Origin of the sequence: Bacillus sp. UNC438CL73TsuS30 (genome assembly GCF_000482325.1) — a bacterium.
GTDB lineage: Bacteria > Bacillota > Bacilli > Bacillales > Cytobacillaceae > Neobacillus.
Map to the genome: position 1 here is coordinate 630977 of NZ_KI535295.1, position 25841 is coordinate 656817.

21 protein-coding genes are annotated in these 25841 nt (G+C 38.9%); all 21 read left to right on the forward strand.

Going from position 1 to position 25841, the window contains the following annotated elements:
- Window positions 1-88 precede the first annotated feature (88 nt).
- The 21 genes from M028_RS0116875 (at window position 89) to miaB (ending at window position 25840) form a co-directional block, all read left to right on the forward strand.
- Window positions 89-2440, forward strand: coding sequence for an FtsK/SpoIIIE family DNA translocase (locus M028_RS0116875; RefSeq protein WP_026574905.1), 2352 nt, complete (start codon window positions 89-91; stop codon window positions 2438-2440).
- A 304-nt stretch (window positions 2441-2744) separates the two neighbouring features.
- Window positions 2745-3470 carry a GntR family transcriptional regulator gene (locus tag M028_RS0116880; protein WP_026574906.1) on the forward strand — a complete coding sequence of 242 codons (726 nt, stop codon included), beginning with the start codon at window positions 2745-2747 and terminating at the stop codon, window positions 3468-3470.
- Between the two features lie 88 nt (window positions 3471-3558).
- Complete coding sequence (locus M028_RS0116885) at window positions 3559-4644, forward strand: BMP family lipoprotein (protein WP_026574907.1); 1086 nt, start codon at window positions 3559-3561, stop codon at window positions 4642-4644.
- Window positions 4645-4848: 204 nt separating this feature from the next.
- Complete coding sequence (locus M028_RS0116890; protein WP_026574908.1) at window positions 4849-6384, forward strand: ABC transporter ATP-binding protein; 1536 nt, start codon at window positions 4849-4851, stop codon at window positions 6382-6384.
- The gene (locus M028_RS0116895; protein ID WP_026574909.1) at window positions 6377-7423 is read left to right on the forward strand and encodes an ABC transporter permease; all 1047 of its coding nucleotides are present in this window, start codon (window positions 6377-6379) and stop codon (window positions 7421-7423) included. The genes M028_RS0116890 and M028_RS0116895 overlap by 8 nt, the downstream gene beginning before the upstream one ends.
- Window positions 7424-8383 (forward strand): ABC transporter permease, encoded by a 960-nt coding sequence (locus M028_RS0116900; protein WP_026574910.1) that lies wholly within the window; start codon window positions 7424-7426, stop codon window positions 8381-8383.
- Window positions 8384-8564: 181 nt separating this feature from the next.
- Window positions 8565-9845 carry an EF-P 5-aminopentanol modification-associated protein YfmF gene (yfmF, locus tag M028_RS0116905; RefSeq protein ID WP_026574911.1) on the forward strand — a complete coding sequence of 427 codons (1281 nt, stop codon included), beginning with the start codon at window positions 8565-8567 and terminating at the stop codon, window positions 9843-9845.
- Window positions 9845-11137 carry an EF-P 5-aminopentanol modification-associated protein YfmH gene (gene yfmH, locus M028_RS0116910; protein WP_026574912.1) on the forward strand — a complete coding sequence of 431 codons (1293 nt, stop codon included), beginning with the start codon at window positions 9845-9847 and terminating at the stop codon, window positions 11135-11137. Before yfmF ends, yfmH begins: the two co-directional genes overlap by 1 nt.
- A 59-nt stretch (window positions 11138-11196) precedes the next feature.
- Window positions 11197-11919 carry an elongation factor P 5-aminopentanone reductase gene (gene ymfI / locus M028_RS0116915; RefSeq protein ID WP_026574913.1) on the forward strand — a complete coding sequence of 241 codons (723 nt, stop codon included), beginning with the start codon at window positions 11197-11199 and terminating at the stop codon, window positions 11917-11919.
- Between the two features lie 78 nt (window positions 11920-11997).
- Window positions 11998-12255: a DUF3243 domain-containing protein gene (locus tag M028_RS0116920; RefSeq protein ID WP_026574914.1), complete on the forward strand. Its 258-nt coding sequence runs from the start codon at window positions 11998-12000 to the stop codon at window positions 12253-12255.
- Window positions 12256-12426: 171 nt separating this feature from the next.
- Window positions 12427-13218: a DUF3388 domain-containing protein gene (locus tag M028_RS0116925; RefSeq protein ID WP_026574915.1), complete on the forward strand. Its 792-nt coding sequence runs from the start codon at window positions 12427-12429 to the stop codon at window positions 13216-13218.
- A gap of 20 nt (window positions 13219-13238) precedes the next feature.
- Window positions 13239-14144 (forward strand): helix-turn-helix domain-containing protein, encoded by a 906-nt coding sequence (locus M028_RS0116930; protein ID WP_026574916.1) that lies wholly within the window; start codon window positions 13239-13241, stop codon window positions 14142-14144.
- Between the two features lie 96 nt (window positions 14145-14240).
- Entirely contained in the window at window positions 14241-14819 is a 579-nt protein-coding gene (gene pgsA, locus M028_RS0116935) for a CDP-diacylglycerol--glycerol-3-phosphate 3-phosphatidyltransferase (protein WP_026574917.1), read from the forward strand.
- A gap of 16 nt (window positions 14820-14835) precedes the next feature.
- Window positions 14836-16086, forward strand: coding sequence for a competence/damage-inducible protein A (locus tag M028_RS0116940; RefSeq protein WP_026574918.1), 1251 nt, complete (start codon window positions 14836-14838; stop codon window positions 16084-16086).
- 521 nt (window positions 16087-16607) lie between these two features.
- On the forward strand, window positions 16608-17648 hold the full coding sequence (gene recA, locus M028_RS0116950; RefSeq protein ID WP_026574919.1) for a recombinase RecA: 1041 nt from the start codon (window positions 16608-16610) through the stop codon (window positions 17646-17648).
- 318 nt (window positions 17649-17966) lie between these two features.
- The gene (rny, locus tag M028_RS0116955) at window positions 17967-19526 is read left to right on the forward strand and encodes a ribonuclease Y (protein WP_026574920.1); all 1560 of its coding nucleotides are present in this window, start codon (window positions 17967-17969) and stop codon (window positions 19524-19526) included.
- A gap of 103 nt (window positions 19527-19629) precedes the next feature.
- A complete protein-coding gene (locus M028_RS0116960) occupies window positions 19630-20427 on the forward strand; it encodes a TIGR00282 family metallophosphoesterase (RefSeq protein WP_026574921.1) in 798 nt (265 codons plus the stop codon).
- A 165-nt stretch (window positions 20428-20592) separates the two neighbouring features.
- On the forward strand, window positions 20593-20853 hold the full coding sequence (gene spoVS, locus M028_RS0116965; protein WP_003211281.1) for a stage V sporulation protein SpoVS: 261 nt from the start codon (window positions 20593-20595) through the stop codon (window positions 20851-20853).
- A gap of 444 nt (window positions 20854-21297) precedes the next feature.
- Entirely contained in the window at window positions 21298-23034 is a 1737-nt protein-coding gene (locus tag M028_RS0116970) for a 2-oxoacid:acceptor oxidoreductase subunit alpha (protein ID WP_026574922.1), read from the forward strand.
- Entirely contained in the window at window positions 23035-23901 is an 867-nt protein-coding gene (locus M028_RS0116975) for a 2-oxoacid:ferredoxin oxidoreductase subunit beta (protein ID WP_026574923.1), read from the forward strand.
- Between the two features lie 394 nt (window positions 23902-24295).
- Window positions 24296-25840, forward strand: coding sequence for a tRNA (N6-isopentenyl adenosine(37)-C2)-methylthiotransferase MiaB (gene miaB / locus M028_RS0116980; RefSeq protein ID WP_026574924.1), 1545 nt, complete (start codon window positions 24296-24298; stop codon window positions 25838-25840).
- The last annotated feature ends 1 nt before the right edge of the window (window position 25841 follow it).

Here is a 25841-nt window from a genome sequence, read left to right on the forward strand (position 1 = left end):
GCCAAGCAGGCTGCTTTCTTCCTTTTTATCCTAAAAATGCTATTTCAGAATAGTTGAAGAGTTAATATAAACGATTACAGGTGATTTGATGGCGAAAAAAAAGAGAAGGCAAGCCAAAAAAAGAGACATTCAATTAAAAAAGACTGTTCAATATGAATTAACAGCCTTAGCGTTATTGGCATTAGCCATCATTTCCATGGCGAAGCTTGGGGCAGTGGGGAAATCTTCAGTCCTATTCTTCCGTTTTTGGATGGGAGAATGGTATATGCTCTGTTTAATTGGATTAGTGGTGATGAGTGTATATTTAATGTGGAAAAGAACCGTGCCCTTTTTTTTCAATCTTAAATTAGTAGGCTCTTATTTTATTATTTCCTCGATTCTTCTTTTAAGCCATGTGACATTGTTTGATCTTCTGTCAAACGGCGGACGATTTAAAAATCCTAGTGTAATCAATAATACTTGGGAATTGTTTATGATGGAAGTAAAGGGAGAAACCAGTACACACGATTTAGGTGGCGGGATGATTGGTGCTGTGTTATTTGCTTTATTTCATTTTCTATTTGCGGAAACCGGGACCAAAATTGTTGCGTTTATCTTTGTTCTGATTGGTTTTATTTTAATAACAGGAAAATCTTTTGGAGATTTTATTGGAAAAGTTCTCATGACCATTTTTGCCTTTGGAAAAAGTCAGTGGATCGCGTTTAAAGCAGACATGGCTGAGTGGAAACAAAAACAGGAAGAGCGGAAAGTGGAAAGAAGGAACCAGCAGCGGGAGCAACGAGGAAATCGACGTTCTAGAGTACAGCCTGAAAACGCCGATCCGACTGTGACGGAGCCGGAAGAGATTAGAATGCCTGAACCTATCATATCAAGTTTTGCTGACAGGGCTTATCAGGATGATGTACCATCAGAAACTGAACAACAAGAAGGAATGCAGGAAAATGCGATGGTACCAACCGTAGCAGAAGATGATCAAAGTCCGCCGATTACGTTTACTGAGGTGGAAAATACAGCTTATGAACTGCCACCGCTTAGATTGCTGCGGATGCCGCGGAAAACAGACCAAAGTGGTGAGTATGAATTAATCCATGCAAATGCTGCCAAGCTTGAGCGGACGTTTCAAAGTTTTGGTGTTAAAGCTCGTGTAACTCAAGTCCATTTAGGGCCAGCAGTAACCAAGTATGAGGTTCACCCAGACGTAGGGGTAAAGGTTAGTAAAATCGTTAGCCTGAGTGACGACTTAGCACTGGCGCTAGCTGCAAAGGATATCCGGATAGAGGCACCTATTCCCGGAAAATCAGCTATTGGCATCGAAGTTCCTAATTCAGAAGTAGCAATGGTTTCACTAAGAGAGGTTCTTGAAGCAACGCAAAATGATAAGCCTGAAGCCAAGCTGTTAATAGGGTTAGGCAGGGATATAACAGGGGAAGCGGTTCTTGCAGAACTAAATAAAATGCCGCACCTACTTGTTGCAGGTGCTACAGGAAGCGGAAAGAGTGTTTGTATCAATGGGATTATTACTAGTATTTTAATGCGAGCAAAGCCGCATGAAGTAAAATTAATGATGATTGATCCAAAAATGGTTGAATTAAATGTTTATAATGGTATCCCCCATTTATTAGCACCAGTCGTGACCGATGCAAAAAAGGCATCTCAGGCTTTAAAAAAGGTTGTTAGTGAAATGGAAAGACGTTATGAATTATTCTCCTATACTGGAACTAGGAACATAGAAGGTTATAATGATCATATGAAACGCCATAATTTGGAAACGGGTGAAAAACAGCCATTATTACCTTATATTGTGGTTATTGTCGATGAGTTAGCGGATTTAATGATGGTTGCCTCCTCAGATGTTGAAGACTCCATTACTAGATTGGCACAAATGGCTCGTGCAGCAGGGATTCACTTAATTATTGCAACACAACGTCCATCTGTTGATGTCATTACAGGGGTTATTAAAGCAAATATTCCATCAAGAATAGCTTTTGCGGTTTCAAGTTCAACCGACTCGAGGACGATCCTGGATATGGGTGGTGCGGAAAAACTGCTGGGCAGAGGGGATATGCTGTTCCTCCCGGTGGGGGAATCGAAGCCAATTAGGGTTCAGGGAGCCTTTCTCTCCGACGATGAGGTTGAGGATATAGTAAACTTTGTTATTGGACAACAAAAAGCACAGTATCAAGAAGAAATGATTCCAGACGATCTCCCCGAAACCACCGGTGCAGTGGACGATGACCTATATGACGAAGCCGTTAATTTAATTATTGAAATGCAAACGGCCTCTGTTTCGATGCTGCAACGGAGATTTAGAATTGGATACACGAGAGCTGCCCGGCTCATTGATGAAATGGAAGCACGCGGTGTAGTTGGACCATATGAAGGAAGTAAGCCGCGCGTAGTTTTGCTAACAAGTAAACCAAATGAGGAGATTAGTTCCTAAATAAGTTTAAAAAAGAGCCAGCTTCTGGCTCTTTTTTCATATAATTTCACTATGGAAAACATATAATATTGGGAAACTCCTTATTCCAAAAGACCTATATGATATATTTGGAAGAGGAATTATATCATATTTATAAGTTCAAAACACTTGGAATTTCGACAAATTTCATCATTTGTGGCTTTTTTCGACAAAATGAATAATTTCTATTTATTTATCACCGAAAAAATGTTATATTATTTTCGATTAGTAGGAATGATTATACATCAGATGTCTGATGTCTTAGGAAAAGGCTGGAGGAACCTGCATGTCTATTAGGTCAGATAATCGGCACTTGTATTTACAAGTTATCGATCGGTTAAAGCAAGATATTGAAGAAGGTGTTTATAAAGAAAAAGAAAAATTACCTTCAGAATTTGATCTTGCAAAACATCTAGGTGTAAGCAGGGCTACTCTTCGAGAGGCGCTTCGTATTCTCGAGGAGGAAAATGTGATTATAAGGCGCCACGGAGTGGGAACCTTCGTAAATTCGAAGCCATTGTTTACTTCTGGGATTGAACAACTTAATAGTGTCACTGACATGATTAAGCAAGCGGGGATGAAACCGGGGACAATATTCCTAAGTTCATCTACCCAAAGACCTACCGAGGAGGATATTCGCCGTTTCTCATGTTCTATAAATGAGGAAATGGTTGTCATGGAACGGGTCAGAACTGCAAATGGGGAACCGGTTGTCTATTGTGTTGACAAGGTACCTGAAAATATTTTGCCCGAAACTTTTTCTCACGGGAAAGAGTCAATCTTCAAGATTTTAGAGGAAGAGGCGAATCGCAAAATTACATATGCAGTTGCCCAGATTGAACCAATTGGTTACCATGAGAAAATTTCCCCAATTCTAGAATGTGACCCTGAAACCGCTTTGCTTGTTTTAAAGCAAATGCATTTCGATGAAACGGATGAACCTATACTTTTTTCGGTAAACTATTTTAAAGCAGATAAGTTTAGTTTTCGCGTGCTTCGGAAAAGATTTTAATTTTTTTAGGCGATTATGAAAACGGAAACATTTCTGCTTTCTTCCATTTCTACTTAATCAAAACAACAATCTTTAGGGGGTCAATATCTTGAAAAAGCGTAAAATTGGAATGGCGCTATCACTCGTTCTTGCTGCTGGAACACTTCTAGGTGCATGTGGAAAAAGCAATGACAACACAAACGATACTGCTAAAGATGGCGGCAAGAAAGAAAAAGCCTTTACTGTAGCAATGGTTACAGATGTCGGTGGTGTTGACGACAAATCATTTAACCAATCTGCTTGGCAAGGTCTTCAAGATTATGGTAAAGAAAATGGATTAACAAAGGGTAAAGAAGGTTTCGATTACCTTCAATCTACTTCTGATGCTGACTATTCAACAAACTTAAATACACTTGCACGCCAAGGCTTTAATTTAGTATTTGGAATTGGTTTCCTCATGCACAATGCTGTGGATGAAATTGCTAAACAACAACCTAAAAATAATTTTGCTATCATTGATGATGAAGTAAAAGAACCAAATGTTGCCAGCGTCCTATTTAAAGAGCAAGAAGCAGCATTCCTAGCTGGTGTTGCGGCAGCCCTGCAAACAAAGACAAACAAAATCGGTTTCATCGGTGGTATGAAAATCCCTGTTATCGAACGTTTTGAGGCTGGGTTCTTAGCAGGTGTAAAAGCTGCTAAACCTGAAGCAAAAGTTGATGTACAGTATTCAGGTGCATTTGATAAAGCAGAACTTGGTCAAACTATTGCTTCTAAAATGTATTCATCTGGTGATGACGTAGTATTCCATGCTGCTGGTGCGACTGGTAATGGTTTATTCAAGGAAGCTTCTGACCTTAAGAAGAAAGATCCAAACAAAGAAATCTGGGCAATTGGTGTAGACCAAGACCAAAGCTTTATGGGTCCGGATGTTGTCTTAACATCTGCAATGAAACGTGTTGACCTAGCAGTTAAAGATATTGCTACAAAAGCGAAAGAAGGCAACTTCCCTGGAGGCCAAACAACGGTTTACGGCTTACATGAGGATGGAGTTGGCTTAGCGCCAATTAACAGCAAGGCATCTAACAAGGCTGCAATTGAAAAAGCAGTAAAAGATTGGACAGATAAGATTAAATCTGGTGCTATAAAAGTTCCTGGAACACTTAAAGAATTAAAATCATTTAAAGCTCAATAATATAACACATTAAGCGGGTTTAATTACCGGCCCGCTTATTTTTTTTGAACCTTAAATGAAGTGTAGAATTATATTTTTAATTCTACTTTTCAGTTAGGGTTTACCGAGGGAAGAATTCCCTATTTTTTTAATAAAAATTAAGGTCTGACCTCTTACTACTTATGTATAAAATTTCAAAAACCTTTTAAAAGGAAGTGAGATAGGATGGAATATGTTATTGAAATGCTTAATATCCGCAAGGAATTTGGCAGCTTTGTTGCAAATGATAACATTACCCTTCAATTGAAAAAGGGAGAAATCCATGCGTTACTGGGGGAAAATGGAGCCGGGAAAACTACATTAATGAACGTCCTTTTTGGTTTATACCAACCAGAGCAAGGGGAGATTCGGGTTCATGGTAAACCTGTAAAAATATCAAATCCGAACATTGCCAATGACCTTGGAATTGGAATGGTGCATCAGCATTTTATGCTTGTTGATAAATTTACGGTAACAGAAAATATCATTTTAGGAAAAGAAATCACAACTGCCGGAAGGATTGATCTGAAAAAAGCGGAAAAAGAAGTACGTGAAATTTCAGAGCGTTATGGGTTAGCCGTTGATCCACAGGCTAAAATTTCGGAAATCAGCGTAGGGATGCAGCAACGTGTAGAAATTTTAAAAACACTCTATCGCGGTGCGGAAATTTTGATCTTTGACGAACCTACCGCAGTTTTAACGCCTCAGGAAATTCATGAACTGATTCAAATCATGAAAACGTTGATAAAAGAAGGTAAATCCATCATTATCATTACTCATAAATTGAAAGAAATTATGGAGGTTGCTGACCGCTGTACGGTTATTCGTAAAGGAAAAGGGATCGGTACAGTCAATGTCAGTGAGACCAACCCAAATGAACTGGCAAATTTAATGGTTGGCCGTGAGGTTGTTTTTAAAACGGAAAAGAAACCGCCAAATCCGAAACAAGATGTACTTGAGGTCAAGGATTTACTAGTGAAGGACTCACGCGGTGTAACGGTTGTAAATGGACTTAGCTTAACAGTTCGTGCGGGTGAGATTGTTGGAATTGCCGGAGTCGACGGGAATGGCCAATCAGAATTCATCGAGGCCATTACCGGGTTAAGAAAGGCTGATAGCGGAAGTGTGAAAGTAAATGGAAAAGAACTTTTCGGACTTTCACCGAGAAAAGTAACTGAATCCGGGGTCGGTCATATTCCACAAGACAGACATAAGCATGGTCTAGTTTTGAACTATCCAATTGCTGAAAATATGGTGCTGCAAACCTATTATAAAAAACCATACTCAAAGAATGGAATATTAAATTTTAAAGAGATATATAACAAAGCAAGAAAATTAATATCAGAATTCGATGTTCGAACTCCTAGTGAATATGCTTTGGCACGTGCATTATCTGGTGGTAATCAGCAGAAAGCGATTATCGGCCGTGAAGTAGACCGAAATCCAGAATTACTGATTGCTGCACAACCTACACGCGGTTTGGATGTCGGGGCAATTGAGTTTATTCACAAACGTTTGATTGAGCAACGAGATAATGGGAAAGCAGTTTTACTTGTATCTTTTGAACTGGATGAAATTATGAATGTCAGTGACCGGATTGCCGTTATTTATGAGGGGAAAATTGTTGCAGTGGTAAACCCAAAAGAAACCACGGAACAAGAACTGGGTTTGCTGATGGCCGGTTCGAATCGAAAAGAAGCGGGGGAAGGAACACATGTCTAAACGCTTACGCAATATTTTAACACCCATTATTGCTGTTATTTTAGGGGTTATTGTGGGGACCATCATCATGTTAGCAAGTGGTTATGACCCTGTTGCCGCCTATGCAGCATTGTGGGATGGTGCTTTTGGTGATATTTACTATGTTGGAGAGGTTATCAGACAGGTAACTCCATATATTTTAGCAGGACTTGCTGTTGCCTTTGCCTTTAGAGTTGGATTATTTAATATCGGTGTTGAAGGTCAATTTATTGTTGGCTGGCTTGCCGCCGTTTGGGTAGGGGTATCTTTTGATTTACCAAAAATCATTCATTTACCGTTAGCAATCATCGCAGCAATGGTAGCCGGTGGACTTTGGGCCTTTATTCCAGGCCTGTTGAAAGCACGTTTCCGTGTGCATGAAGTAATTGTTACCATTATGATGAACTATGTTGCTTTGCATACTGTTAACTACATTATTAATAATAAATTAAATCAAGGATCATCTAAAACAGGAATGGTTCGTGACTCAGCGTCATTACGTTCTCCATGGCTTCAAGAATTAACCACTCATTCAACCATGCACTGGGGGATCATTATTGCCATCATCTGCTGCTTTATTATGTGGTTCCTATTAGAGAAAACAACCCGTGGTTATGAGCTGCGTGCCGTAGGTTTCAACCAAGATGCAGCACATTATGCAGGGATGAGTGTAAATAAAAATATCATTCTTTCAATGGTGATTTCCGGATGCTTCGCTGGAGTAGCCGGTGCAATGGAAGGTCTTGGTACTTTCGGATATATGGCGGTTCAAGGCGGGTTTACAGGCGTAGGCTTTAATGGAATCGCAGTTGCATTATTGGGCGGCAATACAGCACTTGGAGTATTTTTCGCAGCCCTTTTATTCGGTATTTTAAAAATTGGAGCATTATCCATGCCGCTTGAGGCAGGAGTACCAAAGGAATTAGTTGATATCATTATTGCTTTGATTGTATTCTTTGTTGCTTCAAGTTATATCATAAGAATAGTTCTTGACCGATTCAGTAAGAAGGGGGTGAAGTAAGTGAGCTTAATGGAAATTTTGACGATTGTAGTACCTTCCACCTTATTATGGGCAGCTCCACTTGTCTTCACTGCATTAGGCGGTGTATTCTCTGAACGATCCGGTGTTGTTAATATCGGACTTGAAGGATTAATGGTTATAGGTGCTTTTGCAGCAGTTGTCTTCAACTTAACTTTTGCCGGTACATTCGGTGCTGCAACTCCTTGGATATCGTTATTAGTAGCAATGGCAGCCGGAGCGATTTTTTCCATTCTCCATGCCGTGGCGGCAATCACATTCCGTGCGGACCATACGGTTTCAGGGGTGGCCATCAACTTGTTAGCAACAGGGCTTACCTTATTCCTTGTTAAATTAATTTACAATAAAGGTGAAACGGACATCATCCAACAAAGCTTTAGTAAAATCGATGTTCCAATTTTAAAGGATATTCCTGTGATCGGAAAAATCTTTTTCCAAAATACTTACTGGACTTCATTTGTAGCGATAATTGTTGCAATTATCGCATGGTATATTATTTATAAAACTCCATTCGGACTGCGTCTCCGTTCAGTGGGTGAACACCCAATGGCTGCAGATACAATGGGAATTAACGTAACCAAAATGCGTTATTTAGGAGTTATTATTTCCGGTGCTCTGGGCGGAATTGGCGGCGGCGTTTATGCTGAATCGATTTCTTCAAACTTCAGCCATTCCACGATCAGCGGTCAAGGTTTTATGGCATTAGCTGCAATGATTTTTGGTAAATGGCATCCGCTTGGTGCGATGGGTGCGGCACTATTCTTTGGTTTTGCCCAAAGTATCAGTATTATCGGCTCAAGTTTACCTTTCTTAAAAAATATTCCGGATGTATACCTATTAATTGCTCCATATGTATTAACGATTTTAGCACTAGCTGGCTTTATCGGCCGAGCAGAAGCACCAAAAGCAGATGGGGTGCATTATATTAAAGGCAGTCGTTAAAATTTCTTAAACCCTTGGACCATAAGTCCAAGGGTTTTCTACGTTTGAAACTTGTCTGGACCAACGTGGCAAATTATAGTAAAAGTATACGTATGTTTAACTAAGGAAAAGATAAAATAACTGCATGATTTTTTACATATGGTTAGATAAGGGATTTTTTTAATTTGAAGGAGGTATGAAAATGGATGCTGCTGCAGAAAAAATGACAGAAATGCAAGGATACAAGCTTCATGTCATTGAAACAGATAAATATAAAACCAATACATTTATATGGAAAATGAAAGCACCATTATCGCAAGAGGACGTAACCAAAAGGGCGCTGCTTCCCCATGTTTTACAAAGCAGTTCGGCAAAATTTCCATCTACTACAGCACTTCGCTCATATTTAGATGAATTGTATGGGGCAACCTTGTTTGTGGATTTATCTAAAAAAGGTGAAAATCATGTAATAAGTTTTACGATCGAAATAGCTAATGAAAAATTTCTAAGTGACCCAAGTCCTTTATTGAAAAAGGGTTTTGAGTTATTGGCAGAAATATTAACGAAACCGAATGCTTCCGACAAAGCTTTCGATTCCGAGACAATCGAGAAAGAAAAACGAACATTAAAGCAGCGAATTCAATCTGTTTATGATGATAAAATGAGATACTCCAATGTCCGTTTGATTGAAGAAATGTGCAAAGGGGAGTTGTATGCTCTCGATGTAAACGGGAACCTAGACGATGTTGATAAAATCACACCAGAGGCCTTATATGAATTTTATAAAAAAGCATTTTCTGAAGATGAGTTAGATTTATATGTAATTGGTGATGTAAAAGAGGAAGAGGTTAAGAAAATAGCTGATACATTGCTCAAATTTGAAACGCGAACACCGAAAAAACCGAACGGCGCAAATCAAAAGAAGATAGAGCAAGTGAATGAAGTGAAAGAAAAGCAGGATGTCAAGCAAGGGAAATTAAATATCGGCTATCGTACCAATGTTCGCTATGGGGACCCCGATTATTTTGCCCTGCAAGTCTTCAATGGAATTTTCGGTGGTTTTTCTCATTCCAAACTATTTATTAATGTAAGGGAAAAAGCCAGCCTTGCCTACTATGCCGCAAGTCGCTTGGAAAGTCATAAAGGATTGATGATTGTCGTTTCAGGCATTGATTTAAAGAATTATGATCAAGCAGTGGGAATTATCCATGAACAAATGGAAGCGATGAAAAAGGGTGATTTCACGGACGAAGAATTAACCCAGACGAAAGCTGTGATTCAAAATCAAATGCTTGAGACTATAGATACTTCAAGAGGCCTAATTGAAGTTTTATATCATAATGTGGTCGCTGATACCGATATTCATTTAAGTACCTGGGTTGAAGAAATGCAAAAAGTAACAAAGGAACAAATCGTGGCTGTTTCAGAAAAAATTCAGCTTGATACGATTTATTTCTTAACCGGAACGGAGGCGGGCCAATAATGGAGAAACTTAAGTCTGACCAGCTCCAAGAAGAACTTTTTCATGAACAAATGGACAATGGACTCCAAGTCTATATTTTGCCGAAAAAAGGCTTTAATAAAACCTATGCTACCTTTACGACCAAATATGGTTCTGTTGATAATTGCTTCATTCCTCTTGGGAAAGATGAGTATGTTAAAGTGCCTGATGGGATTGCCCACTTTTTAGAGCATAAGTTATTTGAAAAAGAAGATGGCGATGTTTTTCAGCAATTTAGCCGTCAAGGTGCATCCGCCAATGCCTTTACTTCGTTTACAAGGACTGCCTATTTATTTTCCAGCACTTCTGATGTAGAAAAAAATTTAGAAACGTTGATCGATTTTGTACAGGAACCTTATTTTTCGGAAAAAACAGTGGAAAAGGAAAAAGGAATCATTGGACAGGAAATTACGATGTACGATGATAATCCCGACTGGCGTCTTTATTTTGGCTTAATTGAAAATTTATATCAAAACCATCCGGTTAAAATTGATATTGCCGGGACGATTGAGTCAATTTCCCATATTACGAAAGATTGGCTTTACGAATGCTACAATACTTTTTACCATCCAAGCAATATGCTATTGTTTATTGTTGGACCGGTTGACCCAAAAACCATTATGGACCAAGTAAGAGCAAACCAGGCGAAAAAACCATTTAAAGACCAACCGGAAATCAAACGGAAATTTGACGAAGAGCCAGCTGCGGCTGCAGAAAAGAAACAGGTACTTGAAATGAATGTCCAAACGCCTAAGTGCTTAGTAGGAATCAAAGCTTTTCATGTGGATCAAAAAGGCGATGAACTGTTGAAAAATGAATTAACGACGAATATCTTGCTTGATTTGTTATTCGGTAAGAGCTCGGAGAATTTTGATCATCTCTATAAAGAGGGGCTGATTGATGACTCGTTTTCTTATGATTATACCCAAGAGCAGGGGTTTGGGTTTGCGATGGTCGGTGGGGATACAAGGGATGCAGATCAGCTTGCTGAAAGACTTGAAAAAATGCTGTTGGATGCAAAGAATGGCAGCATCTTTACAGAAGAGAAACTGGAGCGGACGAAAAAGAAAAAAATAGGATCGTTTTTACGTGCAGTCAACTCTCCTGAATATATTGCCAATCAATTTACCCGGTATGCATTTAATGATATGAATTTATTTGATGTTGTTCCTATGCTTGAAAAGATAACCTTAAAGGATGTACAGCAATTGGCATCTGAAATTGTTTCTGAAGAGCGATTTTCGGTTTGTCAGGTTATTCCGAAGAAGAATTAGTTTAGGAAAGCGTCGTAGAACGGCGCTTTTTTATTTTATAAGTAGAAAGAGTGAGGCTTTTGAAAAAATATGCACTCATCACGGGGGCAAGTGGAGGAATCGGACAAGCGATTGCTTTAACATTAGCTGCAAAAGGCTACCATTTATATTTACATTACAATCGAAATGAAAAAATGATAACGGATTTAATGGAAAAGTTGCAATCGTATGGGGGGGAGTATATGCCTATTCACGCGGATCTGGCCGATTCAAATGGATACAAACACATTTGTTCACAAATTTTTTCACTTGATGCGATTATTCATTGCGGCGGCAACAGTCATTATGGACTGCTAGTGGATTTATCACAGGAAGAGGCTGCGGCATTAATGAACATACATGTTCTAAATCCTTTAATGATGACCAAAGAATTATTGCCGAAATTATATAGTAAGGGCTCAGGGAGTATCGTGGTCATCAGTTCCATTTGGGGACAAACCGGAGCTGCCTGTGAAGTTGCCTATTCCACTGCGAAGGGCGCACAAATTGCCTTTGTAAAAGCGTTAAGTAAAGAAGTAGCACGGAGTGGCATTCGCGTAAATGCGATTGCTCCAGGTGCCGTTGCAACACCGATGATGACGGGTTTTACTAAAGAAGAATTGGAATCAATCCATGAGGAAATCCCAATGGGAAGGCTTGGATTACCGGAAGAAATCGCAAAAGGCACCGCCTTTTTATTATCCGAAGAATCGTCGTATATAACAGGACAAATTCTTGCCATAAACGGCGGCTGGTACACGTAAAAATTAATTTCTAAGATGAATAAATCTCTTCGGAAAGTCACAAAATATCCTTGTACTATTCTAAAGGAGGGTTTTAATATGTCTGTTTTAGATAACTGGAAACAGTGGGAAGACTTTTTAGCTGATCGTCTGCATCATGCGCAAAATGAGGGAATGAGTGAGGGAGCTGTAAACAACCTTGCATTTCAAATTGGTGATTATTTGGCAAGCCAGGTAGAGCCAAAAAATGAGCAGCAAAGAGTCCTTTCAGATCTATGGTCTGTTGCTGACAAGCAAGAACAACAAGCTATTGCTAATATAATGGTTAAACTTATTTCAAATAATGGTACTCGTTAAGAGAGAGGCAGGTCCTCTCTTTTTTTCTTTGTTTATATTTTCTCCCAGATTTAAAGCCTTTCTCCTTGTTTTTTCTTTCATCTTCACTCAAAATCATTTATTATAAGGTTTAGATATCGGAATGTGAAAATTTGTCGAATCACTCACGCCTATACTTAGGGGGTTTTTATTGTGGAGAAAAAAGAATGGTATTTAGAATATGAGATTCAAAAAAACCGTCCCGGTTTGTTGGGCGACATTTCATCACTATTAGGTATGCTTGCTATTAATATTGTAACGATTAATGGTGTGGATGAAGGCAGACGCGGCCTTTTAATTAAAGCAAAAGATGATGATCAAATTAAACGTTTAGAGTCAATTCTTAATACAATGGATACAATAAAATTAATTAAGTTGAGAGAACCAAAGCTGCGTGATCGCCTTGCAGTCAGACATGGACGTTATATCCAGAGAGACGCGGATGATAAAAAAACATTCCGCTTTGTAAGGGATGAACTTGGATTATTAGTTGATTTTATGGCAGAATTGTTTAAGCAGGAGGGCCATAAGTTAATTGGAATTCGCGGGATGCCTCGTGTGGGCAAAACAGAATCTCTTGTTGCGGCAAGTGTTTGTGCGAATAAAAGATGGTTGTTCGTTTCTTCCACTCTTTTAAAACAAACAATCCGAAATCAGCTAATTCAAGATGAGTACAATGAAAATAATTTATATATTTTGGATGGGATTGTCTCAACGAAACGCGCAAGTGAACGCCACTGGCAGCTTGTTCGTGAAATAATGCGCATGCCTGCTGTGAAGGTAATTGAACATCCAGACGTTTTCGTTCAAAATTCAGAGTACACGCTAGATGATTTTGATTATATTATCGAACTAAGAAATCACGCGGACGAAGAGATTACATATGAGGTAGTAGAACAGAGTAACTTACTCTCCGGCTCTGATTTTGGAGATTTTGATTTTTGAAAATTGGAAGGTGTTAAAAGTTGACTGAATTAGGTAATCGACTAAAAGAAGCCCGATTAGCCAAAAACTTGAGTTTGGATGATGTACAGGCCATTACAAAAATCCAAAAGCGTTACTTAATTGGTATTGAAGAAGGAAATTATACTAGTATGCCCGGGAATTTTTATGTTCGTGCCTTTATAAAGCAGTACGCAGAGGCGCTTCAACTAAATCCCGATGAAATTTTTGAAACCTATAAAAGTGATATCCCGATCACTCATAATGAAGAAATAACGGATCAATTATCGAGGGTGAAAAGCCGCAAAGCGATTTCAGAAGGGAATTCGAAATTTTTTGATGTGCTCCCAAAAATACTAATTGGTGTTTTTGTTATTGGGGTTGCAGGGTTAGTCTATTATTTTCTATTAAGTCATGCGAGCAGTGATTCGAATGAATCCATTAATAAGGTGAATGACCAGGCGAAAATTGAAAAGTCTCAAAATCTTGAAGAAGCAAAAGCGACAGAAACAAAAAAATCAAAAGCTACAAATGTTAAAAACAGTACAAATGATAATAAGAACAACGGGGATAATTCTGCTGAAACCGTTTCTCAGCAGGATTTAAAAGTGGTCCAAAGCAGCGGCCCAAATACTACATTTAAATTAAGCAACACAGATAAGTTTAAAGTAAAATTGGTTTCAAAGGGTCAAACATGGGTGAATATTAAAAATGGCAAGGGTTATTCTTTCTTCCAGGGGATGCTAACTACAAATGGTACAGATAGTAAAACAGTAGATTTATCGAAGGAAAATCAAGCCGTGATTGTTGTAGGCAGAACATTGGATACGGAGATTTATGTAAATGATCAAAAGCTAAAGTATGCAGTGGCACCGACTGAAATGGTTCGTCAGAACATTACGATTCAATATGTTCCGAAGAACAAATAGTCATCGAAATGATGACTATTTTTCAGTTTTTTATTAAATTGAAATAGTTTAGTTTATTTCAATTGCGTTTTTGTTTTTTAATTAGGAGGAAATTTTATGAATATACCAAATAGGATAACGGTATCGAGAATATTATTAATTCCAATATTCTTAATCATTATGCTAGTCCCCTTTAAATGGGGAAATTTACATTTGCTTGGAGTTGACCTGCCGGTTACCCATTTTGTTGGGGCTCTCATCTTTATTATTGCCTCTACGACTGACTGGGTAGACGGGTATTACGCCCGCAAATATAATCTTGTGACAAATATGGGGAAATTCCTAGATCCCCTTGCTGATAAATTACTTGTTTCCGCAGCTTTGATTGTACTAGTTGAGCTGGGGTACGCTGCGTCATGGATTGTCATTGTAATCATTAGTAGGGAGTTTGCGGTTACCGGACTACGCCTGCTGCTTGCCGGTGAAGGCGAGGTTGTAGCAGCAAATATGCTTGGGAAAATTAAAACTTGGACGCAGATCATCGCGATTTCTGCACTTCTTTTACATAATATTTTATTTGACATGGTCTCATTCCCATTTGCTGATATTGCTTTATGGGTAGCATTGATTTTTACCATCTGGTCGGGCTGGGATTATTTTGCGAAGAACAGCCATGTGCTAAAGAATTCTAAATAATAGGAAGTGATGGATTGTGAATGCAGAAATTATTGCGGTTGGCTCAGAGTTACTTCTTGGGCAAATTGTCAATACAAATGCACGGTTTATCTCCCAGCATTTAGCAGGTGCAGGCATTAATGTCTATTATCATACCGTAGTTGGAGATAACCCTGATCGTTTAAAATCAGCTATCAAGATAGCCGAAGACCGATCTGATTTGATTATTTTTACAGGCGGTCTGGGGCCAACGAAGGATGATTTGACGAAAGAAACGATTGCAAAGCATATCGGTAAGGAATTAGTTTTTGACGAAAATGCCTTGGAGTCAATTGAGGCTTATTTCAAAAAGACAAATCGTCAGATGACGGAAAATAATCGGAAACAAGCACTTGTAGTAGAAGGCTCTCACGTTTTGTCCAATGATCATGGGATGGCACCGGGAATGGTGGTTAAGAGTAGGGGGCATGTTTATATGCTTTTGCCTGGACCACCGAAGGAAATGGAACCGATGTTCGTTGAATACGGTCTTTCGGCATTGTCATTACAAGTGAAGAGCAATGATAAAATTGTATCCAGAGTGTTGCGCTTTTTCGGGATTGGCGAAGCGGCATTGGAAACTGAAATTATCGATCTCATTGATTCACAAAGTAATCCTACGATTGCGCCATTAGCTGGAGATGGTGAGGTAACCTTAAGACTGACGGCGAAGCATCAGGACCATGATACGGCAATTAAAATGCTCGATGAGGTTGAGCAAAAGATTAGTGCACGAGTCGGACAATTTTTATATGGCTATAACAGTACATCTCTAGTTGAAGAGTTAAGCAAAGTTTTAAAAGCGAAGAATGTAACGATTGGTGCTGCCGAAAGCCTGACAGGCGGAATGTTTCAGAAGGAGTTAACTTCCGTCCCCGGTGCAAGTTCGATTTTAAAAGGCGGCGTGGTTTGCTATACAAATGAAGTGAAACACCAGGTGTTAAAGGTGAAGCAGGAAACTATTGATACGTACGGTGTTGTAAGTGAGCAATGTGCGTTGGAGTTAGCTGAAAATGTTTCAAGTCTTGTAGGTGCGGATATTGGCATCAGTTTTACAGGTGTTGCCGGACCGGATGAACAGGAAGGAAAGCCGGTTGGTACGGTTTATATTGGACTTTCTATTCAGGGACGGCCGGGTGTTGTGGAAAAAGTAATTCTTGCCGGTTCAAGGGAAGCAAACCGGAACCGTGCGGTGAAATATGGTTGTTATTATTTGCTTAAACATTTAAAAGAATCACAGAATGCTTAGAGGCGTTCTGTGATTCTTTTTTGTTTTGATGGTGGGGTTGAGTGGTAAGGAATAAAGAGGTGGATGTGGAAAATAAAACGGGGAAAGTGGAAAGTATTTTGGGAAAGCGGAAAATAAAATACTCCAAGTGGAAAATAAGGACTTGAGATACCTAATTTTCATCAAAAATTTGAATCTATATTGATAGTACGTCGGATTAATAGTCTATTTTCGGGTCTTTTAAGGGTATTGGAAAATAAGATGGTATATGTGGTAAGTAGAATCAATCGCCAAAAAATTAAAATGTAATTATCAGATATTAAATGAATTCCTTTATTTGCCTTGGGCAAATTCATATAAAAGATCCATTTATCTGACGGATTTACCTGTTTTTACATATAGATTCCGCGCTATTTAGTCGAATGAATGTTCGTCTTTTTTCTCGACAAAAAGATGAAAAGAGGTTATATTATTAATAGGTTTTAATTTAATAGTTTGTGGCTTTAATCATTATATTTATATATATGAGGAGGAACGATTTAGTGAGTGATCGTAAAGCGGCTTTAGAAATGGCTCTAAAGCAAATAGAGAAGCAATTTGGTAAAGGCTCAATCATGAAAATGGGTGAGCAGACAGAAACGAGGATTTCAACAGTGCCAAGTGGATCATTAGCACTTGATACAGCTCTTGGTGTTGGGGGATATCCAAGAGGACGTATTATCGAAATCTATGGACCGGAAAGCTCGGGTAAAACCACAGTAGCATTACATGCAATTGCAGAAGTACAAGCAAAAGGCGGCCAAGCAGCATTTATCGATGCCGAGCATGCACTCGATCCAACTTATGCCCAAAAGCTCGGTGTTAACATTGATGAGTTATTATTATCGCAGCCAGATACAGGTGAACAAGCCCTTGAAATTGCTGAAGCACTTGTTCGAAGCGGTGCAGTCGATATTATCGTTATCGACTCAGTAGCAGCGTTAGTTCCAAAAGCGGAGATTGAAGGCGAAATGGGTGACGCTCACGTAGGTTTGCAAGCACGTTTAATGTCTCAAGCCCTTCGTAAACTATCAGGTGCCATCAATAAATCAAAAACAATCGCAGTGTTTATCAACCAAATTCGTGAAAAAGTTGGAGTTATGTTCGGAAACCCCGAAACAACACCAGGCGGTCGTGCGCTTAAATTCTATTCAACGATCCGTCTTGAAGTCCGCCGTGCAGAAACCTTAAAACAAGGAAATGACATGGTCGGTAATAAAACAAAAATTAAAGTCGTCAAAAATAAAGTTGCACCTCCATTCCGTACAGCAGAAGTGGATATTATGTATGGTGAAGGGATTTCTAAAGAGGGCGAGATCATCGATCTTGGCTCAGAATTAGATATCGTTCAAAAAAGTGGTTCTTGGTATTCTTATAACGACGAAAGACTTGGCCAAGGACGAGAAAACGCAAAACTATTCTTAAAAGAAAACCCTGAAATTCGTCTGGACATTCAACAGAAAATTCGTGATCACTACGGATTAGATGGAGATAAGACGGTTACTGAGACAGACGATCCAGATCAATTTGAACTAATTGACTAATAAAAAAGAGCAAATCCGGTCATCGGCTTTGCTCTTTTTTAAAAAACGTGAATTTTAATACATAAAAGTGCATATTTATTCATATTGAAATTCCTCTAAAGTTTGTAAATCATTGAACAATTTCAAAATATTTCAAACGTCTGTCTGTATCTACCCTTGACAATAAATTTGCGCACATTTACAATTAACATGTATATTTTACATTTTTGGAAATATTACATTGAAAAGCCATGGTGCTTGCTGTATGTTGAGTCTAAACAATGTACATGCCGACACTTAAAAATGTAACAAAAGTTCATAGCAAGAGGAGGTGTAACGATGGAACCAATTACACTCATCTCCATTTTGCTTGGCCTTATCGTCGGTGCCGTTGTTGGCTATTTTATTCGTAAATCCTCTGCCGAAACAAAAATTGCGGGAGCAAAGAGTGCTGCAGAGCAAATCCTTGATGATGCAAAGCGTGATGCTGATGCATTGAAAAAAGAGGCATTGCTCGAGGCAAAGGATGAAATTCACAAGCTTCGTACTGAAGCTGAACGTGAGGTTCGTGAACGAAGAAATGAACTGCAAAAACAAGAAAACCGTTTACTGCAAAGAGAAGAGAATTTAGATCGAAAAGATGAATCGTTAAATAAGCGTGAAACTCTTTTAGAAAAGAAGGATGATTCTCTAAACCAAAGACAACAGCATATTGAAGAGATGGAAAGCAAAGTGGACGAGTTGGTTAGAACACAACAAAGTGAACTCGAACGAATTTCGAGCTTGACGCGCGAAGAAGCAAAAGCGATTATATTAGATCGTGTTGAGCAGGAACTTTCTCATGATACAGCCATAATGATCAAGGAAAGTGAAAATCGAGCGAAAGAAGACGCCGACAAGAAAGCAAAGGAAATTTTATCGCTGGCAATCCAGCGTTGCGCTGCTGACCATGTTGCGGAAACAACTGTCTCTGTAGTCAACCTGCCGAATGATGAAATGAAGGGTCGTATTATTGGCCGTGAGGGACGTAATATCCGTACTCTTGAAACATTGACAGGGATTGATTTAATTATCGATGATACGCCAGAAGCTGTCATTTTATCAGGGTTTGACCCAATTCGTCGTGAAACTGCACGACTTGCTCTGGAAAAACTAGTCCAAGATGGTCGGATCCATCCTGCACGTATTGAGGAAATGGTAGAAAAATCTCGTAGGGAAGTTGATGAATATATTCGTGAGGTTGGTGAACAAACGACATTTGAAGTCGGTGTTCACGGTCTACATCCGGATCTTATCAAAATTCTTGGCCGTTTAAAATTCCGCACAAGCTACGGGCAAAATGTTCTTAAACACTCGATGGAGGTTGCACAGCTTTCAGGGCTGCTGGCAGCTGAACTTGGAGAAGATGAAACATTAGCACGCCGAGCAGGATTACTTCACGATATCGGAAAAGCGATTGACCATGAAGTGGAAGGAAGCCATGTTGAAATCGGGGTTGAACTTGCTACGAAGTATAAAGAACACCCTGTTGTCATTAACAGTATTGCTTCTCACCATGGGGATACAGAACCAACATCCATTATCGCTGTACTTGTGGCTGCTGCTGATGCATTATCTGCAGCTAGACCAGGCGCACGCAGTGAGACACTTGAAAACTATATCCGCCGACTAGAAAAGCTCGAAGAAATTTCCGAGTCATATGAAGGCGTTGAAAAGTCATTTGCGATTCAAGCTGGTCGTGAAGTTCGAATTATTGTTAGACCAGATGCAATTGATGATTTGGCTGCACATCGCTTAGCACGTGATATTCGTAAGCGCATTGAAGAAGAACTTGATTACCCAGGACATATTAAAGTGACAGTTATCCGTGAAACACGGGCTGTAGAATACGCAAAATAAAGCGGTGCATTCGCACCGCTTTATTTTTTGCCTAAGATTAAAGGAATTAATATTGTGTTACAATTTAAGATAGAAGATATTTTTAGAGAGAAAGGGTAAAAAAATGAATATATTATTTATTGGTGATGTTGTAGGGTCACCAGGCCGAGATATGGTCAAAGAATATTTACCTAAATTAAAAGAGAAATTCCGCCCTAATTTTACAATCATCAACGGAGAGAATGCAGCTTCAGGAAAAGGAATCACGGAAAAGATTTACCGTGAATTTTTAAGTTTCGGGGCGCAGGCAATCACACTTGGGAATCACGCTTGGGATAATAAAGAAATCTTTGAATTTATCGATAGTGCAAAAAATATGGTCCGTCCTGCAAATTTCCCGGAGGGGACTCCTGGCAAAGGGATTGGATTTTTTAAAGTGAACGATGTTGAAATTGCTGTGATAAATTTACAAGGGCGTACCTTTATGGCTCCATTAGACTGCCCTTTTAGAAAAGCAGATGAATTGGTGGAAACAGCACGTGCTCGGACCCCATTTATTTTTGTTGATTTTCATGCTGAGGTAACGAGTGAAAAGCAAGCGATGGGCTGGTATCTTGACGGTCGAGTCTCGGCTGTTGTTGGGACTCATACACATGTTCAGACTGCTGATAATCGTATCTTGCCTGAAGGGACAGGATATCTAACCGATGTTGGGATGACGGGTCCTTATGATGGGATTCTTGGTGTAGAAAGGGATGCGGTTCTCAAGAGGTTTCTAATGAGTCTCCCGGTTCGCTTTGAAGTGTCAAAAACAGGCAGAACACAGCTTAGTGCAGTAATGATTGAATTGGATCGGAAAACCGGTAAATGTAAAAAGATCGAGCGAATCTTAATAAATGATGACCATCCATGGTATTCTTAAACCCTTCAATATGGAGGGTTTTTTCTTATGCTACTTGAACTTTTTTTGTCCAAGCCGGAATATGTTTTTTGCCGCCCGAATATAGTAGCAGTGGAGTATTATATATACCTGATTGGTTCATGAACTGCTCATGCGGGATCGGGATTAAACAAGGAGGAGCTAGGAATGGAAATATTAAAAGTTTCAGCAAAGTCTAATCCTAATTCTGTAGCTGGTGCGCTTGCCGGAGTTCTTCGTGAAAGAGGGGCAGCGGAGATACAGGCAATTGGTGCGGGTGCATTAAATCAAGCCGTTAAGGCAGTAGCGATCGCTCGAGGGTTTGTAGCACCTAGCGGAGTTGATCTGATTTGCATCCCTGCGTTTACCGATATTTTAATAGACGGGGAAGAACGCACAGCTATAAAGCTCATTGTTGAGCCGAGATAAACAATGTCTTAAATGAATGGATACATTAATCAAATCCTTTACCTGCCGGTTTAAAGCTGAGCAGGTATTTTTATGTAAAATTTCCAGTAAAATTATTATTTTGGTATATATAAAATAATAGTAGGATATAGGATATGGACAATGAAAAAACTGTAGTAGTTCAGCGTGATTCCATGTTTTTTATTTAACAATTTAATTCGATAAAACATTACCAAAACAGGCAGTTTTTTAATAATAAAAAAATATTCATATTTTAGTTAATATTTTTATTTAAAGGGTTGCAATTTTTAGTTCATAGGTCTATTATTGTAAGCGTTTAGTACGTATCTAATTAAAGGGCTTTTTGGCTTTAAAGTGTAAAAGTCTAGTGGTTTACTTGGAAATGTGCTATAGTATTAGATGATTAGTTTACTTATTTTTTACATATCCAAAGGGGTGTAAGTCATGATCGATCAACTTTCGTGGAAAGTTGGAGGACAACAAGGGGAAGGTATTGAAAGTACTGGGGAAATCTTTGCAATTGCATTGAATCGCCTGGGGTATTACTTGTATGGTTATCGTCACTTTTCTTCACGTATTAAAGGCGGTCATACAAACAACAAGATTAGAGTAAGCACTACAGATGTTCGTTCAATTTCTGATGATCTTGATATTCTTGTTGCGTTTGACCAAGAAACGATTGACGTTAACTACAAAGAACTTCCTAGTAGCGGCGTAATTCTTGCAGATGCAAAGTTTAATCCAAAGAAACCGGAAGATACGGAAAGCTCGTTGTATGCGGTTCCATTTACTGAAATGGCTACTGAATTAGGTACTTCTTTAATGAAAAACATGGTGGCAATTGGTGCTACATCTGCGGTATTAGATTTAGACATTCATGTTTTTGAAGAAGTAGTTCGTGAAATTTTTGGTAAAAAAGGCGAGCAAGTAGTTGCGAAGAACATGGATGCAATCAAAGCCGGCTTTGAGTATATGAAAGAAAAAATGGATGCTAACGTTCCAAAAATGGAACTTGCAAAAGCTGATGGTAAAAAACGGATGTACATGATTGGAAACGATGCAATTGCTCTTGGTGCTCTTGCAGGTGGCTGTCGTTTTATGGCAGCATATCCAATTACTCCTGCTTCAGATATCATGGAATATTTAATTAAAAAATTACCTGCTCTTGGCGGAACAGTTATACAAACTGAAGATGAAATTGCTGCATGTACAATGACAATTGGTGCAAACTATGGCGGCGTTCGTGCCCTAACTGCATCTTCTGGCCCTGGGTTATCATTGAAGATGGAAGCAATTGGCCTTGCAGGTATCACTGAAACTCCAATTGTTATTGTTGATACACAGCGTGGAGGTCCTTCAACAGGATTACCAACAAAGCAAGAACAATCAGACTTAATGGCCATGATTTATGGTACGCACGGAGAAATTCCAAAGATTGTTATGGCTCCAAGTACAGTTGAAGAGGCTTTCTATGATACAGCAGAAGCGTTCAACCTTGCTGAAGAATATCAGTGCCCAGTAATTGTATTATCTGATCTTCAATTATCATTAGGTAAGCAAACAGTGGAACCACTTGATGCTTCTAAAGTTGAAATTAGACGCGGTAAGCTTGTAACTGAAGAACTTCCTGAAATTGAAAACAAAGGTTATTTCAAGCGTTATGAAGTAACAGAAGATGGTGTATCACCGCGTTCAATTCCAGGAATGAAAAATGGTATTCACCACGTAACAGGTGTTGAACACGCTGAGACTGGTAAACCATCTGAATCAGCAGCAAATCGTATTGCTCAAATGGACAAACGTTTCCGTAAGGTTGAAAATATTCGTTTTGATACACCTGTTTATAAAAATGCACCACATGAAGATGCTGATCTCTTAGTTGTAGGTTTCAACTCAACTCGCGGTGCGATTGAAGAAGCAATGGGTCGCTTAGATAAGGACGGGTTGAAAGTGAATCATGCACAGATTCGTTTAATCCATCCGTTCCCATCAGACGAAATTCTTCCACTTATTCGTTCTGCGAAAAAAGTACTTGTTGTTGAGAATAATGCAACAGGTCAGCTTGCAAATATTATGAAAATGAATGTTGGTCATGCTGAAAAAATTACGAAGTTTGTTAAATATGATGGAAATCCATTTTTACCACATGAAGTTTATTCAAAATGTAAGGAGTTGTTCTAAGTGGCCACTTTTAAAGATTTTAGAAATGATGTAAAACCGAACTGGTGCCCTGGCTGTGGCGACTTCTCTGTACAAGCTGCAATGCAACGTGCAGCTGCAAATGTTGGTTTAGAACCTGAAAATCTTGCGGTTATTTCTGGGATTGGCTGTTCTGGTCGTATCTCTGGTTATATTAATGCATACGGCTTCCATGGTATTCATGGACGTTCACTTCCAATTGCTCAAGGTGTTAAAATGGCAAACCGTGATTTAACTGTAATCGCATCCGGCGGTGACGGTGACGGTTATGCTATCGGTATGGCACATACAATCCATGCGATTCGCCGTAATCTAGACGTAACGTATATCGTTATGGATAACCAAATTTATGGTTTAACAAAAGGTCAAACATCACCACGTTCTGCTGAAGGCTTTAAAACAAAGTCAACTCCAGGTGGGTCTATTGAACAAGCAATTTCTCCAATGGAAATGGCATTAACAGTAGGTGGTACTTTTGTAGCACAAAGCTTCTCAACTGATTTAAAAGATTTAACAGCTTTAATTGAAGCTGGAATTAAACATAAAGGTTTCTCTTTAATTAACGTTTTCAGTCCTTGTGTTACTTACAATAAAGTGAACACTTATGACTGGTTTAAAGAAAACTTAACAAAGTTAAGCGACATTGAAGGTTATGATCCATCAAACCGTGAAATGGCTATGCAAACATTAATGAAGCATAATGGCCTTGTAACTGGTCTTATTTACCAAAACACTGAGCGTGCTTCTTATCAAGAATTAATTAAAGGCTACTCTGAGGAGCCTTTAGTAAATGCTGATCTTAACCTTGATCAAGCGCATTTTGATAAACTTGCATCAGAGTTTATGTAATAGAATTTGTAAAAACCCGTGGTTACGAGAACCACGGGTTTTTTTATTAACTCTATGAAATTCCAAATTCCTCCTTTCAAAGGTTTAATCTCTAGTTACTTAGTCTACACTTTATGTTACGTGAGGATTGTCACATATTTTGTTGGAAAAATAAGCTACAATTATCCATTGAGCGGAGAATTCTACATAGGTATATTTTGATTGCCCAACCATTTTATCACTGGTGTGGGAAGGGATTTTTTATTGTTTTCATTCCTATAAACCTTTATACTATAATAATGTGCAGATTATTGTGCACCCTTTCCAAACTGTAAATGAATGGTAAGGACTGGCAAATTTAATTTTCATAGAGGAAGCATCTTATGATTAAAATCAAGAAAGGAGATTTTTCCTGATGAATGAACAACAACGTTTAGATAGTAAACAAGTAAAGTCTGCTAATTCTTCGGACAAAAAATCCGCCAAGGATTACAGTAAGTATTTTGAACAAGTGATAACGGCTCCTTCGTTAAAGGAAGCGAAAAAGCGTGGAAAAGAAGAAGTTAAGTATCATAACGATTTTTCCATTCCGGAAGAATTTCGCGGCATGGGTGAAGGGCGTAAATTCTATATTCGCACCTATGGATGCCAAATGAATGAACATGATACAGAGGTAATGGCAGGAATCTTTTTAGCTTTAGGCTATGAGCCAACAGATAACACGGAGGATGCCAATGTTATTCTTTTAAATACTTGTGCCATCCGTGAGAATGCAGAGAACAAGGTTTTTGGTGAATTGGGTCACTTAAAGGCATTAAAAATGGAAAAACCTGACCTGCTTTTAGGCGTTTGCGGCTGTATGTCCCAAGAAGAGTCTGTCGTCAATAAGATTTTAAAAACCTATCAGCAGGTTGATATGATTTTTGGAACCCACAATATTCACCGCCTGCCAAACATTCTTCATGAAGCCTATATGTCGAAAGAAATGGTGATCGAAGTTTGGTCTAAGGAAGGCGACGTAATTGAAAATCTTCCAAAAGTCCGCCGCGGAAATATTAAGGCATGGGTAAACATCATGTACGGTTGTGATAAATTCTGTACGTACTGTATTGTGCCATACACACGTGGAAAAGAGCGCAGCCGTAGACCGGATGAAATTATTCAGGAGGTTCGTCATTTAGCGGCACTTGGATACAAAGAAATTACACTTCTTGGTCAAAACGTGAATGCCTACGGGAAAGACTTAGAGGATATCAACTACGGCCTAGGTGACTTAATGGATGAGTTACGTAAAATTGATATACCAAGAATACGTTTTACCACAAGCCATCCACGTGATTTTGATGACTATTTGATTGAAGTACTTGCCAAAGGTGGCAATTTAATGGATCATATCCATTTACCTGTTCAATCCGGATCAACGGAAGTACTAAAAATCATGGCTCGGAAGTATACGAGAGAACAATATTTAGAGCTTGTTCGTAAAATAAAAGCTGCGATTCCAAATGTTGCACTATCGACTGATATCATTGTTGGCTATCCAAATGAAACGGATGAACAGTTTGAAGAAACCTTATCACTCTACCGAGAAGTTGGGTTTGAAATTGCTTATACATTTATTTATTCTCCACGGGAAGGTACTCCTGCTGCCAAAATGCAAGATAATGTTCCGAAGGAAGTGAAGAAAGAGCGTTTACAGCGTTTGAATAATCTTGTGAACGAGCTTTCTGCTGAAGCAATGAAAAAATATGTAGGCCAAGTTGTGGAAGTTCTTGTCGAAGGTGAAAGTAAGAACAATCCAGATGTTCTTGCAGGATATACATCTAAAAACAAGCTTGTTAACTTTGTTGCTCCAAAAACTGCAATTGGCAAGATTGTAAAAGTAAAAATTACAGATGCAAAAACATGGTCATTAAACGGAGAAATGGTGGAGAAATTCGAACCGGCAGAGGTGAAGTAAA

What these genes read in the sequence shown, in the direction of transcription:
- rny (WP_026574920.1), top strand. Translation starts at nt 17,967, where the DNA reads ATGGAACCAATTACACTCATCTCCATTTTGCTTGGCCTTATCGTCGGT.
- miaB (WP_026574924.1), top strand. Translation starts at nt 24,296, where the DNA reads ATGAATGAACAACAACGTTTAGATAGTAAACAAGTAAAGTCTGCTAAT.
- yfmH (WP_026574912.1), top strand. Translation starts at nt 9,845, where the DNA reads ATGGAGAAACTTAAGTCTGACCAGCTCCAAGAAGAACTTTTTCATGAA.
- M028_RS0116880 (WP_026574906.1), top strand. Translation starts at nt 2,745, where the DNA reads ATGTCTATTAGGTCAGATAATCGGCACTTGTATTTACAAGTTATCGAT.
- M028_RS0116895 (WP_026574909.1), top strand. Translation starts at nt 6,377, where the DNA reads ATGTCTAAACGCTTACGCAATATTTTAACACCCATTATTGCTGTTATT.
- M028_RS0116890 (WP_026574908.1), top strand. Translation starts at nt 4,849, where the DNA reads ATGGAATATGTTATTGAAATGCTTAATATCCGCAAGGAATTTGGCAGC.
- M028_RS0116960 (WP_026574921.1), top strand. Translation starts at nt 19,630, where the DNA reads ATGAATATATTATTTATTGGTGATGTTGTAGGGTCACCAGGCCGAGAT.
- M028_RS0116970 (WP_026574922.1), top strand. Translation starts at nt 21,298, where the DNA reads ATGATCGATCAACTTTCGTGGAAAGTTGGAGGACAACAAGGGGAAGGT.
- M028_RS0116920 (WP_026574914.1), top strand. Translation starts at nt 11,998, where the DNA reads ATGTCTGTTTTAGATAACTGGAAACAGTGGGAAGACTTTTTAGCTGAT.
- spoVS (WP_003211281.1), top strand. Translation starts at nt 20,593, where the DNA reads ATGGAAATATTAAAAGTTTCAGCAAAGTCTAATCCTAATTCTGTAGCT.
- M028_RS0116875 (WP_026574905.1), top strand. Translation starts at nt 89, where the DNA reads ATGGCGAAAAAAAAGAGAAGGCAAGCCAAAAAAAGAGACATTCAATTA.
- pgsA (WP_026574917.1), top strand. Translation starts at nt 14,241, where the DNA reads ATGAATATACCAAATAGGATAACGGTATCGAGAATATTATTAATTCCA.
- yfmF (WP_026574911.1), top strand. Translation starts at nt 8,565, where the DNA reads ATGGATGCTGCTGCAGAAAAAATGACAGAAATGCAAGGATACAAGCTT.